This window comes from Paraburkholderia tropica (genome assembly GCF_900109265.1).
GTDB lineage: Bacteria > Pseudomonadota > Gammaproteobacteria > Burkholderiales > Burkholderiaceae > Paraburkholderia > Paraburkholderia tropica.
The window spans coordinates 87663-106092 of the sequence record NZ_FNZM01000004.1 but is presented as its reverse complement, the minus strand read 5'-3'; the positions used below and the strand labels follow the sequence as shown (position 1 = coordinate 106092).

Below are 18430 nucleotides of genomic sequence, written 5' to 3'. Positions count from 1 at the left end.
CAACCTTAATGATTCTGTCGGCTTGTGCGACGAAAAAGTAAGCCAATCAATAGGGGAAGATGGTGTTTCAGCGAAGAATTCTGGCGATTTTGATTCCACTGGCGCTCGCGGAACTCACGGGCGCGCAAGGGGCGCAGGCCCAAACGGCCCCGTCGGCGGCTGCCGCGGCTGCGGCCTCGGACGCTGCATCGAGCGGGAAAACTGCGAAGACCGCGACATCGCGCGCGGAAAGCCAGTTGAACGTCATGTCGGTGACGGCGAACCGCATCGGCAAGACGGACCCGACCAGATCGGCGGCGACGGTGTCGGTCATCACGTCCGACGACATGGAGGAGAACAACGCCAAGGACATCAAGGACGCGCTGAAATACGAGCCGGGCGTGGCCGTCAATCGCCAGGCCTATCGCCCGAGCGGCATCGGCAGCTCGACGGGCCGCGCCGGTAACGATGGCATCAACATTCGCGGTCTCGAAGGCAATCAGGTCCTGCTGCTCGAAGACGGCATTCCGCTGCCGCAATCGTTCTCCTTCGGCTCCGGCTCGGCAGGTCGCGGCGACTATCTGAACACGGACCTGTACGAACGCGTCGAAGTGTTGCGCGGCCCCGCGTCCGTGCTGTACGGCAGCGACGGCCTGACCGGCGCGGTGAACTTCGTGACGAAGGATCCCGCCGACTTGCTGAGCATCTACGGCAAGAAAACATATTTCTCCGTGCGCTCGGACTATGACTCGAGCGATCGCAGCTGGGGTGGCACTGCGACCACGGCGTTTAGCACTGCGAATGGCGCGGTGCAGGGTTTGCTGATGCTCTCGGGCCGTCACGGCCACGAACTGGACAATCACGGCAGCACCGGCGGCACGGGCGCGAATCGCGACGAAGCCGATCCGGCGACGTACAACAACCGCTCGGCATTGGCGAAACTCGTCTTCAGGCTCTCGGCGACCGACAAGCTCAAGCTGACCGCCGAAACGCTCAACAATTCCAATGAAGTCGACAGTCTGTACGAGATTGGCAATTACACCGCCAATACCACCTCGTACAACACGACCAACAACGTGACGAGCAATCGCGTGAAGCTCGAATGGGATCACGACGACGAAACGAATCGCTGGGTGCAGCACGTCAAGAGCTCGGTGTTCTACCGCAACGCGGCGACCGACCAGTCGCTGCTGATCGGCGAGACGACGACCGATGTCACGCGCTACAACCACTATGGCGAGAGCATCGTCGGTGGCAATAGCGTGGCCGAAAGTTCGTTCAAGACCGGTCCGTTCTCGCACAAGCTCGTGTACGGTTTCGACCTCAGCGTGTCGCAATACAGCACCGATTCGAACGGCAATACGGTCGATACGACCTCCGGGTATCTGGAGAATTTCCCGAAGACGCAAACGCTCAATCTGGGCGCGTACATGCAGGACAGCATCAGCTGGAACAAGCTGACTTTCGTGCCGGGCCTGCGCTTCGACTACTACCACATGACGCCCGATGCCGACAGCACCTATACGTCGGCCGCGAGCGCGTCGACGCAGCCGCTGTCCAATTCGAGCGGCAATGCGCTCTCGCCGCGCCTCGCGTTCCTGTATGAAATCAGCCCGGCGCTCGTGCCGTATGTGCAATACGCACGCGGCTTCCGCGCGCCGTCGGCCAATCAGGTCAACAGCTATTACGGCGGCGGCGTGGCGGCCTCGCTGTATCACACCTATTACGAGCAGGTCGGCAATCCGAATCTGAAGCCGGAAACCAGCAACTCGTTCGAAGCGGGTATGCGCGGCAAGCTCGCATTCGGCACGAATCGCGTGGCGTACAGCGCGTCGGCATTCTATGGCCGCTACAAGAACTTCATCGACTCGGAAGTGGTGGGCGGCAGCATTACTTCGGCGAGCGATCCGGAGAAGTTCCAGTACATCAATTTCAGCAAGGCGACCATCAAGGGCGTCGAAGCGAAATTCGACTGGTTCGCGGGCGAGTCGGTCGAGGTCAAGGGCGGCGTGGCCTATATCGACGGCAGCGAGCAGAACACCGACGGCACGAGCAGCGGGATCATGTCGGTTCCGCCGCTGGCCGCGGTGCTGGGGATCAAATACCGCGCGGACGATCGCTGGTTCGTGGGCGCCGACGTGACCTACAACTCGCGCCGCAACACCAGCGACGTGAATACGTCGAGCACGAAGTATTTCTCGACGCCGTCGTACACGATCGTCGATCTGCATGCGGGCTACAAGATCACGCAGCACGTGAGCCTGACGGCCGGCATCAACAATCTGTTCAATCGCAAGTACTGGCGCTGGAGCGACGTGCGAGACCTGTCGGGATCCTCGAGCTACGCGACGCTTAACGCCTATACGGCACCCGGACGAAACTTCAACGTCGGCATGAAGATCGACTTCTGAAACTCGTCCCTCACATACGAAGGATCGTTATGACTCAAACTAATTTTTCGGATTCCGAAGCATGTGCGCAATGGCGGGAATCTTATCTCGCGCACAAGACGGCGAACAAGCTGCGTCAGCGCGATGCCGCCGCGGCGATGCAGGTCAGTGAAGCGCAGGCGGTGGCGGCTTTTGTCGGCGTCAACGTCGTGCGTTTGAAGCCTGATTTCATGGGGTTGATCGCGCAAATGCCGCGACTGGGCGCCGTGATGACGTTGACCCGCAACGAAACGGCCGTGCACGAAAAAGACGGCGTATTCGAAAAGGTGAGCGCGGAGGGCCATGTCGGCCTCGTGCTCGGCGCGGATATCGATCTGCGTGTTTTTCATCGGCGCTGGGCCTTTGCGTTCGCGGTTCGCGAAGCGTCGGCCAATGGCGAGATGAAAAGCTTCCAGTTCTACGATGCGCAAGGCGAAGCCGTATTCAAGGTGTTTTTGCGCGCCCATAGCGATCACGCGGCATTCGACGCGATCGTGGCGGAATGGACCGACGCCGGGCAGTCGGCGGTGCTCGCCTTGCAGCCCGCGGAACCCGCACCGTCGCCGCGCGCCGATGACGCCATCGATCGCGCCGGATTCCACGCCGCGTGGGCCGAGATGAAAGACACGCACGAGTTTTTCCCGTTGCTGCGCAAGTTCGGCCTGACGCGCACGCAGGCGCTGCGGCTCGCCGAACCGCGCTACGTGACGCGACTCGCCGATGACGTGATCGAGACGCTGCTGGTCGAGGCCGCGCGCGAGCAGGTGCCCATCATGGTGTTCGTGGGCAACGCCGGCATGATCCAGATTCATACCGGGCCCGTGACGAACATCCGCACCATGGGCGAGTGGGTCAACGTGCTCGACGAACGTTTCAATCTGCATTTGCGCAACGATCTCGTTGCGAGCGCGTGGCTCGTGCGCAAGCCGACCGACGACGGCATCGTGACGTCAGTGGAACTGTTCGACGCGCAAGGCGAGAACATCGCCATGCTGTTTGGCGCGCGCAAACCGGGCGCGCCTGAATTGGCGGCGTGGCGTGAACTGGCCGGCGCGTTGCAATCGCATGCGCAATTGAGCGCGGCCTGAGGCGGCAACGTCTCGTTGCACGCCGACGTGCTGACACCTTGAAACTTTCCGGCCACGGGCCGGAGTTAGGGAAACCGGGGAGGGCATGCCGTTGCGGATGCCGCTTTCCCGGTATTGACACTATGGGAAAAATTGAGCCGGTTGGTTCGAAGTACTTTGCTCACCGTGATTCCGTCGTCAAGTACATGAACGAGATGGGCGTTCGTGTCACGCCGACGCGAATTGGCGTTCTGACAACGATGTTTGAAATCGAGCGCGGCGTGAAAGCCGACGAGATTTATAAATTCGCGCTCAGAAAGAAAATCGGCTTGAGCAAGGCGTCGATTTATCGCGCGCTCGTCGATTTCGAAAGCGCAGGTATCGTGTCGAGACAATGGGCGGCCGGCAATACCGGCGCGCGAGCGACGTTCTTCCTTCAATGCCCGTACGAAGCCGAAAAGATGCACTCGATTTCGTGCAGGAAATGCGGGCGGCGCGTGCGTTTCAAGAATCCGGGTTTTCTCGACGCGGTGAAAGCGGCGTCGCAGGTCGATATGTTTGGCTCGCTGGAGCAGACCGTCAACATTCTGATTGTCTGCGGGACGTGCGAGTGAAGGGCGGCGCGAATTAAAGCGAGTGGCGAATCCGGTTATTCGCCGCCCTTTAACGCTCGAAGCCTCAAGCCTTTCTGACAAACTCCGTCTTCAGGCTCATCGCGCCGAAACCGTCGATCTTGCAATCGATATCGTGATCGCTATCCACGAGGCGGATATTCTTGACCTTGGTGCCCATCTTGATCACGCCGCCCGAGCCTTTGAGCTTCAGGTCCTTGATGACCGTGACGGTATCGCCGTCCTGCAGCACATTGCCCGCCGAATCGCGATAAACCTTCGCGGTTTCCGCGGGCGCGCCCGCTTCTCCCGACCATTCATGCGCGCATTCGGGGCAGATGAACATGCCCGCGTCTTCGTAGGTGAACGCGGAACTGCATTTCGGGCAGGGCGGCAAAGTGCTCATGGGGAATCCTTGGTGCGTGGGCTGACAACGGCAGCGGACAACGGAAGCAGACAACGAAAGCGCGCAAGTATAGCGCGCTCGCCAACGCGCTCCGTCCGAAGCGGGCGTCTTAAAAAATCGAGCGGCCGATGCGCGTCGTCAGCCATTCGAGCGCCAGCGAGCCGACCGCCGAGTTGCCCGTCGCGTCGAGTCCCGGCGACCACACGCAGACGGCGAACTCGCCCGGCAGCACCGCGACGATGCCGCCGCCCACGCCGCTTTTCGCGGGCAGGCCCACGCGGTAGACGAAATCGCCGGCGGCGTCGTACGTGCCGCAGGTCAGCATCAGCGCCGAAAGCCGCTTGGCCGAACTCGCGTCGAGCACGCTTTCGCCGCTCGCGGGCGACACGCCGCCGTTGGCGAGAAAGAGCGCCGCGCGCGCGAGTTCCACGCAGCTCATCTCGATCGCGCATTGTCGGCAATAAGCGTCGATGACCGTATCGGCGGGCATTTCCAGGTTGCCGAAACTGGCGATGAAATGCGCCATCGCGCGATTGCGTTCGGCGTGCGCGAGTTCGGATTGCGCGACGCGCAAATCGTAGCCGATGCCCGCTTCGCCCGAGAGTCGCCGCACGAAATCGACGAGCGCGGTTTCGGCCTGCACGAAGCGGCGGCAGAGCACGTCGGTGACCACGAGCGCGCCCGCGTTGATGAACGGATTGCGCGGCTTGCCCGCTTCGAATTCCAGCTGCACGAGCGAGTTGAACGCGGTGCCCGACGGCTCGCGGCCCACGCGTTCCCAGAGCGCGTCGCCGAGCAGCTGAAACGCCAGCGTGCAGGCGAACAGCTTCGAAATGCTCTGGATGGAGAAGCGCACGTCGGCGTCGCCGGTGCGATAAACCTGGCCGTCGACGGTGACGATCGCCATGCCGAAGTGATCGGCGCGGACCTTGGCGAGTTCGGGGATGTAATCGGCGACGCGGCCCGAGCCGAGATGCGGTTGCAGGTCGCGGCGGATCGCGTCGAGGATGGGCGTGTAGTTCATGGACATCGCGGGCAAGGGCGAGGAGCAGGGGGCGAAGGGCGGCGCGGTGTCCGCCGCCATCCCGGCGATTGTAGCGGCTCCGCCGCGGTTGGCCGCTTCGTTCTTGCGTGGCGCGCGCTTGCCCGAATTAGCCCGGTTCGTCCGGCTTGCCCGATTCGCGCGCGACGATGCGCCTGCGGCTTTACGCCGCGTCGGCCTTCATCTCGCGCAGATGCTTGTAGACGGTCGCGCGCCCCATGCCCAGCACCTTGGCCACGTAATTCGCCGAACTCTTGCCCTTGAACGCGCCCTCGGCATGCAGCGCCTCGACCAGTTCACGCCGATGCTCGCGCGTGAGCGAGTTGAGCGCCACCTGACGCTCGCGCAGCCAGCCGTGCAGGAAGGTGTTGATGCGCTCCTGCCAGTCGTCCTTGAACAGCTCCTCGGGTTGCGCGATCACGCCCGCGCCGCGCAGGAACAGATCGAGCGTCGCCTGCATGTCCTCGAACGCCGCGATGTTGAGGTTGATGCACATGACGCCCGCCGCGCGGCCGTCGTCGTCGAACAGCGCGGTGCTCACGCAGCGCATGCGCCGGCCGTCCCAGTTCACTTTCTCGTACGGCCCGAGCAGCTTGTTGCGGGTGGTTTCCTCGATGTCCTCGAGCGCGGAATCGTCGCCGATCTCGCGCTTCGAGAGATTGTTCGACAGATACGCCACGGTCTGGTCCGCGAGGTCGTGGATCACGACTTCGGCGAACGGAAAGAACAGCGTCGTGATGCTGTCCGCGACGTGCGCGTAGCGCTCGAGCAGACGCGCGCGCGTGTCCGGAAGGCGGGGCGCGGCGGTTTTCGCGGGTGCTTTTTTCGGCATCGGAGCGGACCTGTGGGCGACGTATGGGTGGCGCGGTGTGGCGCGATTGCGGAGGACGTCGATGATACTGCTTATCGCGCCGCGTGCAGATGCGCGTAGAGCGCGTACGCCACGGCGATGTCTTCGAGGCCGAGGCCGATCGAGCGGAAAAACGCGTGGCGCGCGTAGTTCGGGCGCGGACAGGCGTCGTTGGCGAGATCGGCGAGATCGCCCACGATCGCGTCCGGCGACCAGCCGTGCTCGCGCGCGGCGATCGTCATCTCGCCCGCGCTGTGCGGCGTGGTGCGGCGATAGTCGCAAAAGACGTCGAGCGTGGGCAGCGCGGCCGGATCGATTTCGTGCGCCTGCGCGACGTTCGTGCTGATCGAGGTGATGAGCGCGGGTTTCGTCAGCGTGTCGAGCGCGAGCACCGGCTTGCCCGACGAGGTGCAGAGCATGATCACGTCGGCGTCGGCGACGCAGGCTTGCGCCGAGCTTTCGACGCTCACGCGCGCGTCGGTCGCGCGCACCTGCTCGGCGCGCGCGGCGTCGCCCGCGAGCGATGGCGAAAACACGCGGATGCTCTCCCACGCGCGCAGCGGCGCGGCGTGGCGGATATGCGCGAGCGCCACCGCGCCCGCGCCGATCACGGCGAGCCGGCGCGCCTCGCGCGGCGCGAGCTGGTCGACGGCGAGCGCCGTGGTGCCCGCCGTGCGCTCGGTCGTCAGCAAACCGGCGTCGCACCACATGAGCGGCTGGCCGGTCTGCATCGACATCAGCGCGGTCCAGGCCGTGATGATGGGCGCGTTGCCGCTCGTGCCCGCGATGTACGGCGAGAGCTTCGCGCCGAACACGCCCGCTTCGGCGAGCACGCCCAGATAGGTGATGAAGTCGCCGGCCTGCTGCGGAAACAGCGCGAGCGTCTGCGGCGGCTGCACGGCTTCGCCGCGTCCGAGCGAGGCGAACAGGCGCGCGAGCACGCCGCGCACGTCGAGGTGCGGCAGCGCGGCGCGCACCGTGGCGGCGTCGGCGATAAAGGGCGCGGCGGCGTGGGAAAGCGGCGAATTTGTCGTACCGGACATGCTGGATTCCTTCGAAATCTCGCGGCGGCGCGAGGATGTGGGGACGGGAAGGTGGTGGGAAAGTCGAGGTGGACTTTTTTGTCCATTCTAGACTTTATTTTGATTTTTCGTCTATATTCGTTCTGCGGACGCGCCGTGTGCGAGGCACCCTGCGCAGCGGCGCGCCGCCCGACCCATGAGACCAAGGATGACGACGATGAACACGAAGACGATTCGCTGCGCGCGCGCGGCGGGACTGGCCGGCCTGCTCGCCGCGGCGCTCGGCACGACCGCGCTGAGTTCGGGCGTGGCGCATGCGCAGGATCCGCAGACGCTGCGTTTCGGCGTGGAGGCGTCGTATCCGCCGTTCGAGAGCAAGGCGCCGTCGGGCCAGTTGCAGGGCTTCGACATCGACATCGGCAATGCCGTGTGCCAGCGCATGCAGGTGAAGTGCGTGTGGGTCGAGAACAGTTTCGACGGCCTGATCGCGGCGCTGGAGGCGCGCAAGTTCGACGTCATCAATTCGGCGATGAACATCACGGACAAGCGTCGTCAGCAGATCGACTTCACGCCGGCCGTCTACGTCATGCCGATCCAGATGGTCGCGAAGCGCGGCTCCGGTTTGCAGCCCACGCCCGCGAGCCTCAAGGGCAAGCAGATCGGCGTGCTGCAAGGCTCGACGCAGGAAGATTACGTGCGCAAGCACTGGGCGCCGCAGGGCGTGTCGATCGTCACGTACGAGAATCAGGACCAGATTTTCGCGGATCTCGCGGCGGGCCGTCTGGACGGCGCGGTCCAGGAAGTGCAGACTGCCACCGACGGTTTCCTCTCGAAGCCGCAAGGCAAGGACTACGATTTCGCGGGCGCGCCGCTCAAGGACCCGGCCACGCTGGGCGAGGGCACGGGCTTCGGTCTGCGCAAGAACGACGCGGCGCTCAAGGCCAAAGTGGTGGCGGCGCTCGATTCGCTGCGCAAGGACGGCACGCTCACGAAGCTGTCGATGAAGTATTTTGGCCGCGACATCGTCGCGAAGTAATTTTGAACGATACGGACTCCAGAGGAATCGCATGAGCAAGAGCGCGATCGTGCTCGGCGCGGGCATCGTCGGCGTGAGTGTGGCGTTGCATTTGCAGCAGCGCGGCGTGCGCGTGGCGCTGGTCGACCGGCGCGCGCCCGGCGAGGAAACGAGCCACGGCAACGCGGGGCTGATCGAGGCGTCGTCGGTCGTGCCGTATGGTTTTCCGCGCGACTGGCGCACGCTGCTGCGTCTCGTGCGCAACGACTCGACGGTGCTGCGCTACGACCTGCGCTCGATGCCCGCTTACGCGCGCTGGCTCGCGACCTTCTGGCGCGAGTCGTCGCCGGCGCGGCTGGCGGGCGCGGCGCGCGACATGCTGCCGCTGATCGAGCGCAGCGTCGCGGAGCATGAGGCCTTCGTCGCGCGCACCGATCTGCGCGCGCTCGTGCGGCCGATCGGCTGGCTCGAGGCGTATCGCTCGGCCGAGGCGTTCGAGCGCGAACGCGCGGCGGCGCAGCATGTGGCGGCCGATCATCATCTGCGTATCGAGACGTTCGACGCCGCCGGTTTGCGTGCGGCGGAGCCGTCGCTGGCGGCGGGTTATGCGGGCGCGATTCACTGGATCGATCCGGCCAGCGTCGCCGATCCGGGCGCGCTGGTGAAGGGCTACGCCGCGCTGTTCGAGCGCGAGGGCGGCGCGATCGTGAAGGGCGATGCGCGCACGTTGCGCGCGCAGGGCGGCGGCTGGTCCGTGCAGACCGACGACGGTCCGCTCGACGCGCAGCTCGCCGTGGTGGCGATGGGGCCGTGGTCCGATACGGTGACCGCGCCGCTTGGTTATCGCGTGCCGCTGATGGCCAAGCGCGGCTATCACATGCACTACGCGAGCGCGGCGCGCGCGCCGCTCACGCGGCCCGTGGTCGATATCGAAGGCGGTTATGTGGTCGCGCCGATGCGGCGCGGTCTGCGTCTCACGACCGGCGTCGAACTCGCCACGCGCGAGCGGCCGCCGAACTACGCGCAACTCGACGACGCGGAACGCAACGCGCGTCCCGTGTTCGGGCTGGGGCAACGTCTGGACGATACGCCGTGGATGGGCATGCGTCCGTGCACGCCCGACATGCGTCCGCTGCTCGGTCCCGCGCCGCGTCACGCGGGTCTGTGGTTCGCGTTCGGCCACAACCATCATGGCCTGACGCTCGGGCCGGTGTCGGGGCGCCTGCTCGCGGAACAGATAATGGGCGAGACGCCGTTTACGGATCCCGCGCCGTATTCGCCGGCGCGGTTTGGGTAATCGCGGCAGTGATTAGTGCGCGCCGGCCGCGCCGCCTCCACCGCCGCCTTTCGTCGATTTCGTGATCCAGATAAGCGGAATGATCGCGAGAAAAATAATCGCCGAGATATAGAAAATATCGTTCAGCCCCATCATCGCAGCCTGGGTCGTCAACTGAAAATCGAATAACGCGCGCGCCGACGGCTCGCTCAGATGCAGCACCTGCTGCGTCTGCTCGATCGATTGCCGGAACAGCGGATTGTCGATGCTCGCCTGTTCGGTGAGCCGTTCGTGATGCAGGATCGTACGGTTATTCCACGCGTTCGTCGAAATCGACGTGCCCACCGCGCCGCAAAACACGCGCACGAAATTCGACAGACCCGCCGCCGCCGGAATGCGTTGCGGCGGCTGCCCCGCGAGAATGATCGCCGTGAGCGGCACGAAGAACAGCGCCATCGGCACGCCTTGCAGCAGCGTCGGCAACACGAGGTGGAACGTGTCGATCTCGACTACGTAACGCGAGCGCATGAAAAACACCACCGCGAACAGCACGAACGCCGAAGTCGCGATCACGCGCGCATCCGATCGCGGCAAGATGCGGCCCACGACGGGCGAGAGCAACATCGCGAATATGCCGAGCGGCGCGGTCACGAGGCCCGCGTCGACGGAACGGTAATTCAGATACTCCTGCATCCATTGCGGCAAGAGCACGAGATTGCCGAAAAACACGCCGTACGCCACTGAAATCGCCACGGTGCCGCCGAGGAAATTACGTTGTCCGAATAATCGTAAGTCGACGATCGGATGTTCCTCGGTCAATTCCCAGACGAGAAAGAACGCAAAGCTGATCAGCGCGACGATCCCCAGCCCGACGATCACGGGCGAGGAAAACCAGTCGAGATCCTTGCCCTTGTCGAGCAGGATCTGCAGCGAGGCGACCCACGCGATCAACAGGCCGAGACCCACTATGTCGATGGGCGGCTTGCGCGTGGCCGACTCGCGCTGCCGGTAGATCGACCACGTGATCGAGGCGGCGAACAGGCCGACCGGAATGTTGATGTAGAAGATCCACGACCAGTTGTAGCTGTCGGTGATCCAGCCGCCGAGCGCGGGGCCCGCGATCGGGCCGACCGTGGTCGTCATCGCCCAGAAGGCGAGCGCGGTGGCGGATTTGTCGCGTGGCCATGAACCGAGCAGGATGGCCTGCGAGAGCGGAATCAGCGGACCGGCCACGGCGCCTTGCAGCACGCGCGCGACGAGCAGGAAGGGCAGCGTCGGCGCAATGCCGCAGAGCCACGAGGCAAGCACGAACGACAGAATCGACGCGACGAACAGGCGGATCTGGCCGAAGCGCTGCGTGAGCCAGCCGGTCAGAGGGATCGAGACCGCGTTGGCCGCCGCGAACACGGTGATGACCCACGTGCCTTCGTCGACGGACACGCCGAGGTCGCCGGAGATCGTCGGAATGGCGACGTTGGCGATCGAGGTGTCGAGCACGTTCATGAACGTGGCCAGCGCGACCGCGACGGTCGCGAGGATCAGCTTGCCGCCCTCTAGTGGCGGCGGGGGCGCGGGCGGCGCGCCCGGCGTGGTTGAGACGGCAGGCTGGTTCAAGCGTCTTCTCCGCGGATTCGGTTACGACTGGCTTTCGGCGTGCCGGCGTCTGACAGGCCGGATGACGCGCAAGGATAACCGCAATCGCAATACCCATGCCGCGCAGGGACTTTGGGCGCCTCTGCATTCCTGGACAAAAACACGCCGATACCCCGGTAAAACCCTGGTAGGCCGTTTTTTTGTTCACCTGCATCGTAAACGTATGTTGTCAACGACATACATTTATCGAAAGAGGAAACACAGTGACGGAGCAGGATCGCCCGGCGGCGGGCAGTACTTCGAACATCACGGCGCGCGCCATCGCGGCGGCGTACAAGGCGGGCGCGACCGATCCCGTCGAGGTCGCGAGCGAGGCGCTCGCGCGTGCGTCGCGTGCGGGCGCGGCGTTCATCAGCGTCGATGAAGCGGGCGCGCTCGATGCGGCGCGGGCCTCGGCGGCGCGCTGGCGCGCGGGTGCGCCACTGTCGGCGTTCGACGGCGTGCCGCTTGCCTGGAAGGATCTGTTCGACGTCGCGGGCAGCGTGACCACGGCGGCCGCGCAGATTTACCGCGAGCGCGCCGCCGCGACCGTGGATGCGCCGCTCGTGGCCGCGGCCCGGCGCGGCGGCGCGATCGCTATCGGCAAGACCAATCTCAGCGAGCTTGCGTACTCGGGGCTCGGCCTCAACCCGCATTTCGGCACGCCGGTGAATCCCGCGCTCGACGGCGAGCAAGGCGCGCGCGCGCCCGGCGGGTCGTCGTCCGGTTCGGCGGTCGCGGTCGCCACGGGCGTCGTGCCGCTCGCAATGGGCACCGACACGGCGGGCTCGATCCGCGTGCCCGCCGCCTTCAACGGCCTGACCGGCTATCGCGCCAGCACCGCGCGCTATCCGGGCGAGGGCGTGACCGGGCTGTCGCAGACCTGCGATACGTCCGGCCCGCTCGCGCACGACGTGACCGACTGCATCGACTTCGACGCGCTGTTGCGCGGCGCCGCGCGCGTCGCGCCGCTGCCGGATGTGCGCGGTCAGCGCTTCATTTACGACGAACGCAGCCTCGCGCGCTTCGGCGTGAGCGACGCCGTCGCGCGCAATCTCGACACCTTCGTGGCCCGCCTCGCGCGCGCCGGCGCGACGATCGACACGCGCACGCCCGCGAGTTTTCTCGCGGCCTGCGACGTGATTCGCGAGCTGGGCTGGATCGGCTCGCTCGAAGCGTTCGCGCGTTACCGCTCGCTGCTCGATTCGCCCGACGCGGTGCGGCTCGACGCGCGCGTGCGCACGCGGCTGGAAGCGAGCCGCAACGTGAGCGCCACGCGTCTGGCCGAACTGCACGCGCGCCGCGCGGACCTGCTGGCCGCGTTCGCGCAGGAACTCGGCGACGCCACGCTCGTGCTGCCCACGGTGCCGCACGTCGCGCCCGCGCTTGCGCCGCTCGAACGCGACGCCGATCTGTTCGCGCGCGTGAATCTCGCGACGCTCGCGCTCACCATGCCCGGCAGTTTTCTCGATACGCCCGCCGTCGCGCTGCCCAGCGGCCGCGACGACGCGGGGCTGCCCACCGGCGCGCAACTGTTGCGCGCGCAAAACGACGACGACCGTCTGCTTGCCGTGGCCGAAGCCGCGCAGGCGGTTTTTTCCTCGCAGCACTGAAAACAAGGAGCATTCGATATGGCAAAGGAAATCCTGATCGCATTCGGCATCGACGTGGACGCGGTCGCGGGCTGGCTCGGCTCGTACGGCGGCGAGGACTCACCCGACGACATCTCGCGCGGCCTGTTCGCGGGCGAAGTCGGCTCGATGCGCCTGCTCAAGCTGTTCGAGCGCGAAGGCATCAAGACGACGTGGTTCATCCCCGGCCACTCGATCGAAACGTTTCCCGAACAGATGAAAGCGGTCGCGGACGCAGGCCACGAAATCGGCATTCACGGCTACAGCCACGAAAACCCGATCGCGATGACGCCCGAACAGGAAGAGGCCGTGCTCGACCGCAGCATCGAACTCGTCACGCAACTCTCGGGCCGCCGTCCGACCGGCTACGTCGCGCCGTGGTGGGAATTCAGCCCGGTGTCGAACGCGCTGCTCGTGAAAAAAGGCATCAAGTACGACCACAGCCTGATGCACAACGACTTCCATCCGTATTACGTGCGCGTGGGCGATACGTGGACGAAGATCGACTACAGCAAGCATCCGGATACGTGGATGAAGCCGCTCGTGCGCGGCGAGGAAACCGATCTCGTCGAAGTCCCCGCGAACTGGTATCTCGACGATCTGCCGCCGATGATGTTCATCAAGAAGTCGCCGAACAGCCACGGTTTCGTGAATCCGCGCGACATCGAGCAGATGTGGCGCGACCAGTTCGACTGGGTGTATCGCGAGCACGATTACGCGGTGTTTCCGATCACGATCCATCCGGACGTGTCGGGCCGCCCGCAGGTGCTGTTGATGCTCGAACGCCTGATCGCGCATTTCAAGTCGCACGAAGGCGTGCGCTTTTGCACCTGCGATGAAATCGCCGACGATTTCCTGAAGCGCAATCCGCGCAATAAGGGCTGATTGTTTCGACCCGCGCGCGGCATGCGTCGCGCGCTTATACAACCATAACCTCCATGCCACACCTATCTGAAGGAGTGCGAACGATGCAAGAGAATCCGCTATCCGCCTCGGGCTTCAAACTCGAGAAGATCCTGCCGGGCGACGTGAAGCGGGCGACCGTCGTCGCGTTCTTCGCGTGGGTTTTCGCCGTCTACGATTTCATTCTGTTCGGCACGCTGTTGCCCGAGATCGGCCGTCATTACAACTGGGATGCCGCCGCGCAGGCCGAAATCGCGACGCTCGTGGCCGTCGGCACCGCGGTGATCGCGTTCGCGATCGGTCCGGTGCTCGACCGTCTCGGCCGTCGCGCGGGCCTGCTGTGGACCGTCGCGGGCGCGGCCGTGTGCTCGGGCCTGACCGTCGTGGGCGGCGCGATGGGGCAGGTGCCGCTGGTGCTGATCCGTTCGCTTTCGGGCCTCGGTTATGCCGAGGAAACCGTCAACGCGACCTATCTGAACGAACTCTACGCGGCGGCCAACGACCCGAAGCTCAACAAGCGCAAGGGCTTCATTTACAGCCTCGTGCAGGGCGGCTGGCCGATCGGGGCGCTGCTCGCTTCGGCGCTCACGGCGCTGCTGCTGCCGCGCATCGGCTGGCAAGGCTGCTTTATCTTCGCGACGTTTCCCGCCATCGTCATTTTCTTCATGACGCGCCGCCTCAAGGAAAGCCCGCAATTCCTGCTGCACAAGCAGATTCGCGTGCTGCGCGAAACCGGTCGTGACGGCGAGGCGCGCACGCTTGCGGGCGAACATCGCGTCGATTACGAGGAGCACAGCCGCGCGGGCATCGCGCAGGCGTTTCGCGGCAGCGCGCTGCGCGCCACGCTGGTGTTGGGCGGCGGCATTCTGCTGAACTGGTCGGCGATCCAGGTGTTCAGCGTGCTCGGCACCACGGTGCTCACGCGCGTGCACAACGTCTCGTTCGAAAGCTCGCTGCTGATTCTCGTGCTCTCTAATGTGATCGGTTATTGCGGTTATCTCACGCACGGCTGGATTGGCGATCGCATCGGCCGCCGCAATACGCTCGCCATCGGCTGGATGCTCGGCGGTCTCGCTTTCGCGGCCATGCTGCTGGGACCGAGCAGCACGGGCATGGTCGTCGCGCTCTACAGCCTCGGCCTGTTCTTTCTGATCGGTCCGTATTCGGCGGCGCTGTTTTTCATCGGCGAAAGCTATCCGACGGCGATTCGCGGCACGGGCAGCTCGATCGTGCACGCGATGGGTCCGATCGGCGCGATTCTCGCGGGCATCGGCGTGACCACGCTGCTCAATCAAGGCAGCGACTGGTTGCATGCCGCGCTCTGGTTCGGCGCGCTGCCGTGCTTTCTTTCCGGCCTGCTCGTGCTGTTCGCGAAGCACGTGACGCCGGACGGCGTGCAGTAACGCCACCCCCCATTCAAGGAGAGTCAAACGTGAAAGTCGCACTCGTTACCGGCGCCGCGAGCGGCATTGGCCAGGCGCTCGCCGTCGCTTACGCACAGGCCGGCGTGGCCGTCGTCGGCGGCTATTTTCCGGGCGATCCGCACGACCCGCAGGCCACGGCGCACGCGGTCGAAGCCGTGGGCGGACAGTGCCTGATGCAGCCGGTGAACGTGACCTCGGCGGAGGAGGTCGAGGCGTTCGCGCAAGTCGCGCTCGGGCGTTTCGGCCGCCTCGATTACGCGGTCGCCAACGCGGGCCTGCTGCGCGCCGCGCCGCTCACCGAGATGCGCGACGAGCAATGGCACGAGATGCTCGACGTCGATCTCACGGGCGTGATGCGCACGTTCCGCGCGGCCGCGCGTCATATGGCCGACGGCGGCGCGATGGTCGCGGTGTCGTCGATTGCGGGCGGCGTGTACGGCTGGGAAAACCACGTGCATTACGCGGCGGCGAAGGCGGGCGTGCCCGGTTTGTGCCGCGCCGTCGCGATGGAACTCGCGCCGCGCAACATCCGCTGCAACGCCGTGATTCCGGGGCTGATCGAGACGCCGCAATCGCTTGACGCGGTCAATTCGCTCGGACCTCAAGGTCTGCGCGAAGCCGCCGCCGGCATTCCGCTCAAGCGCGTGGGACGGCCCGACGAGATCGCGCGTCTCATTCGCTTCCTGACCAGCGACGACGCCTCGTACATCACGGGCCAGGCGATCGTCGCGGACGGCGGCCTCACGGTGCGCTGGCCGGGCTGACGCGCGTCGCGTCATTCGCGATACACGTGCAAACACGCACACGCAAGCACACACACGCAGGTAGAAGGACATCGACACCATGACTCAAGCGTTTTCACTCGACGGCCGCCGCGCGGTCGTCACCGGCGCGGCGAGCGGCATCGGCGCCGCGATTGCGCGTGCCTATGCGCAGGCCGGCGCGCGCCTCGTGCTCGCCGACCTCGACACCATGCGCCTCGAAGCGCAGGCCGACGCGTGCCGCGCGCTCGGCGCGCAGGTCGAAACCGTCACCGCCGACGTGGGGCAGGAGGCGTCCGCGAACGCGATCGTCGATCGCTGTATCGGCGCGTTCGGCGGCATCGACATTCTCGTCAACAATGCGGGCATGCTGACGCAGGCGCGCTGCGTGGATCTCACCACGCAGATGTGGGACGATATGATGCGCGTCGATCTGCGCAGCGTGTTTCTCTGCACGCGCCGTGCGCTGCCTGCGATGCTCGCGCAGAAGTGGGGCCGCGTGATCAATGTGGCCTCGCAACTGGGCATCAAGGGCGGCGCGGAGCTGTGCCATTACTCGGCGGCGAAGGCGGGCGTGATCGGCTTCACGAAGTCGCTCGCCATCGAGGTCGCGCCGCAGAACGTGCTGGTCAACGCCATCGCGCCGGGGCCGATCGAGACGCCGCTCGTCGACGGCATCAGCGCCGCGTGGAAGGAGGCGAAGTCGGCGGAATTGCCGTTGCGCCGCTTCGGCCGTGTGGAGGAAGTCGCGCCCGTGGCCGTGCTGCTCGCGTCCGATCCGGGCGGCAATCTGTTCGTGGGCCAGACGCTCGGCCCGAATTCCGGCGACGTGATGCCCTGATGGGCGAAGCGGCGATCGAGGCCACGAAAGCAGTACAAGCAAGGCAGTTCAAGCAAGGCAAGCGAGGTCAGGCAATGTGTGGAATGTGCGGCGTGCTCGGCGGCGGGCGTCATTGGTCGAATGCAACGGCGGGTGCGGAGGCGGGCGCTCGGCGGCATCGTTACGCGCAGGTTGCGCTGGCCAATCGCGTGCTGCGGCCGTTCCGGCTCACGCTCGCCGATTTTCATGGTCAGTCGTTCGTGCTCGCGTCGCCCACGGGCGCGCAGGAAATCGTCAGCGACTTCATGCAGGTCTGGCGCGCGGCCGAAAAAATGCTCGGGCGTCCGCTCGATCCGCTCGCGCTGTTCGACGACGCTGACGAGCGTGCCGCATGAGCCTCGCCTACGATGTGTTGCCCGTCACGCTCGTCACGGGTTTTCTCGGCAGCGGCAAATCCACCTTGATCGCCGACGCGCTCACGGGCGAACGCGCGCGCGATACGGCCGTGCTCGTCAACGAGTTCGGCGCGGTCGGGCTCGATCATCTGCTGATGGGCGAGGTCGGGCCGCAAACCGTGCTGCTCGACAACGGCTGCCTGTGCTGCGCGATGCGCGGCGAAATGAAAGAAGCGCTCGCGATGCTGTTCTCGCGGCGCGCGCGGGGCGAGACGCCGCCGTTTTCGCGCGTGATCGTCGAGACGACGGGGCTGGCCACGCCCGCGCCGATCATCGCGACGCTGCTCGGCGACGCCGTGCTCGCGAGCCACTACACGCTGGCGGCCACGCTCACCGTGGTCGACGCCGTGAACGCGCGCACGCAACGCGCCGCGCATCCCGAATGGCTCGCGCAGGTGAGCGCCGCCGACCGTTTTCTGGTGACGAAAACCGATCTCGCCGACGCCGCCGGTGTCGAGGCGCTGATCGGTGAATTGCAGGCGCTCAATCCTGCCGCGCAGGTGCATCTGCGCGATGCGCAAGCGCCGCATGCGCAGCTGGAGGACGTGCTGGGCGCGCCCGTTGCGGACCCGCTGCAGGCCGCCATGCACGCCGCGTCGCGCGTGGGCGGGGCGACGCGCGCGTTGCGTCTCGCAGGCGTCGTGCGCGCGGAGTCGGCAGAAAGCCCTGAAGCAAACCCTGAAGCAAACCCCACCGCGCACGAAGCCGAACTCGCGCGCATCGAAGCGTTCTGCGCGCGTTTCGACGAACCGCTCGACTGGGCCGTGTTCACGCTCTGGCTCACGATGCTGCTCAACCGTCACGGCGAACGCATCCTGCGCGTGAAGGGCGTGCTCGCGCTCGAGGGCAGCGATCTGCCCGTGGTGCTGCATGCCGTGCATCACCTCGTGCATCCGGTCCTGCATCTCGACGCGTGGCCCGACGCCGAGCGTTCGACGCGCCTCGTCTTCATCACCGACGGTCTCTCGCAAGACGCTATCATGGCGTCTTACCGGCGCTTTCATGCGCATCTACATCACGCCGACGTCCCGACTTGAATCCCGTCACTTCCCGCACTGCCAGATCGGGCGCCCATCCGGCCAACGCGAACGCCGCGGCGCCGCGCGC

The 18430-nt window shown here is 65.6% G+C and carries 17 protein-coding genes; 12 read left to right on the top strand and 5 right to left on the bottom strand.

Annotation, left to right across the window (positions count from 1 at the left end; genetic code table 11):
• Positions 1-245: 245 nt before the first annotated feature.
• The 3 genes from BMY06_RS07225 to BMY06_RS07215 are packed head-to-tail and all read left to right on the top strand — an operon-like array spanning position 246 to position 4089.
• Positions 246-2390, top strand: coding sequence for a TonB-dependent hemoglobin/transferrin/lactoferrin family receptor (locus tag BMY06_RS07225; protein WP_231957582.1), 2145 nt, complete (start codon positions 246-248; stop codon positions 2388-2390).
• A gap of 29 nt (positions 2391-2419) precedes the next feature.
• Positions 2420-3496, top strand: coding sequence for a hemin-degrading factor (locus tag BMY06_RS07220; protein WP_074982354.1), 1077 nt, complete (start codon positions 2420-2422; stop codon positions 3494-3496).
• A gap of 38 nt (positions 3497-3534) precedes the next feature.
• The gene (locus tag BMY06_RS07215; protein ID WP_124260535.1) at positions 3535-4089 is read left to right on the top strand and encodes a Fur family transcriptional regulator; all 555 of its coding nucleotides are present in this window, start codon (positions 3535-3537) and stop codon (positions 4087-4089) included.
• 64 nt (positions 4090-4153) lie between these two features.
• Here the strand turns inward: BMY06_RS07215 and BMY06_RS07210 are convergent, their stop codons facing one another.
• The 4 genes from BMY06_RS07210 to BMY06_RS07195 form a co-directional block, all read right to left on the bottom strand.
• Positions 4154-4492, bottom strand: coding sequence for a zinc ribbon domain-containing protein YjdM (locus BMY06_RS07210; RefSeq protein ID WP_065060663.1), 339 nt, complete (start codon positions 4490-4492; stop codon positions 4154-4156).
• 109 nt (positions 4493-4601) lie between these two features.
• The gene (locus tag BMY06_RS07205; RefSeq protein ID WP_074982668.1) at positions 4602-5516 is read right to left on the bottom strand and encodes a glutaminase; all 915 of its coding nucleotides are present in this window, start codon (positions 5514-5516) and stop codon (positions 4602-4604) included.
• Positions 5517-5697: 181 nt separating this feature from the next.
• Positions 5698-6366, bottom strand: a complete 669-nt coding sequence (locus BMY06_RS07200) for a helix-turn-helix transcriptional regulator (protein WP_065060665.1) — start codon at positions 6364-6366, stop codon at positions 5698-5700.
• Positions 6367-6437: 71 nt separating this feature from the next.
• Positions 6438-7427, bottom strand: coding sequence for an ornithine cyclodeaminase family protein (locus tag BMY06_RS07195; protein ID WP_074982353.1), 990 nt, complete (start codon positions 7425-7427; stop codon positions 6438-6440).
• Between the two features lie 196 nt (positions 7428-7623).
• Here BMY06_RS07195 and BMY06_RS07190 point away from each other — a divergent pair, with 196 nt between their 5' ends.
• Complete coding sequence (locus BMY06_RS07190) at positions 7624-8442, top strand: ABC transporter substrate-binding protein (protein WP_074982666.1); 819 nt, start codon at positions 7624-7626, stop codon at positions 8440-8442.
• Positions 8443-8473: 31 nt separating this feature from the next.
• Entirely contained in the window at positions 8474-9718 is a 1245-nt protein-coding gene (locus tag BMY06_RS07185; RefSeq protein WP_074982351.1) for an NAD(P)/FAD-dependent oxidoreductase, read from the top strand.
• 12 nt (positions 9719-9730) lie between these two features.
• Here BMY06_RS07185 and BMY06_RS07180 read toward each other — a convergent pair whose 3' ends face one another.
• Positions 9731-11311, bottom strand: a complete 1581-nt coding sequence (locus BMY06_RS07180; RefSeq protein ID WP_074982349.1) for a DHA2 family efflux MFS transporter permease subunit — start codon at positions 11309-11311, stop codon at positions 9731-9733.
• Positions 11312-11553: 242 nt separating this feature from the next.
• On the opposite strand from BMY06_RS07180, the gene BMY06_RS07175 reads away from it, so the two are divergent.
• The 7 genes from BMY06_RS07175 to BMY06_RS07145 all read left to right on the top strand — a co-directional run bounded on the left by BMY06_RS07175 (position 11554) and on the right by BMY06_RS07145 (position 18360).
• Positions 11554-12942: an amidase family protein gene (locus BMY06_RS07175; RefSeq protein ID WP_208490368.1), complete on the top strand. Its 1389-nt coding sequence runs from the start codon at positions 11554-11556 to the stop codon at positions 12940-12942.
• 18 nt (positions 12943-12960) lie between these two features.
• The gene (locus tag BMY06_RS07170; RefSeq protein ID WP_065060669.1) at positions 12961-13845 is read left to right on the top strand and encodes a polysaccharide deacetylase family protein; all 885 of its coding nucleotides are present in this window, start codon (positions 12961-12963) and stop codon (positions 13843-13845) included.
• Between the two features lie 83 nt (positions 13846-13928).
• A complete protein-coding gene (locus BMY06_RS07165; protein WP_065060670.1) occupies positions 13929-15266 on the top strand; it encodes an MFS transporter in 1338 nt (445 codons plus the stop codon).
• A gap of 29 nt (positions 15267-15295) precedes the next feature.
• Complete coding sequence (locus tag BMY06_RS07160; protein ID WP_074982347.1) at positions 15296-16051, top strand: SDR family NAD(P)-dependent oxidoreductase; 756 nt, start codon at positions 15296-15298, stop codon at positions 16049-16051.
• A gap of 79 nt (positions 16052-16130) precedes the next feature.
• Positions 16131-16889, top strand: a complete 759-nt coding sequence (locus BMY06_RS07155; protein WP_065060672.1) for an SDR family NAD(P)-dependent oxidoreductase — start codon at positions 16131-16133, stop codon at positions 16887-16889.
• Between the two features lie 74 nt (positions 16890-16963).
• The gene (locus BMY06_RS07150; RefSeq protein ID WP_065060717.1) at positions 16964-17263 is read left to right on the top strand and encodes a hypothetical protein; all 300 of its coding nucleotides are present in this window, start codon (positions 16964-16966) and stop codon (positions 17261-17263) included.
• On the top strand, positions 17260-18360 hold the full coding sequence (locus BMY06_RS07145; protein WP_074982345.1) for a CobW family GTP-binding protein: 1101 nt from the start codon (positions 17260-17262) through the stop codon (positions 18358-18360). The genes BMY06_RS07150 and BMY06_RS07145 overlap by 4 nt, the downstream gene beginning before the upstream one ends.
• Positions 18361-18430 lie beyond the last annotated feature (70 nt).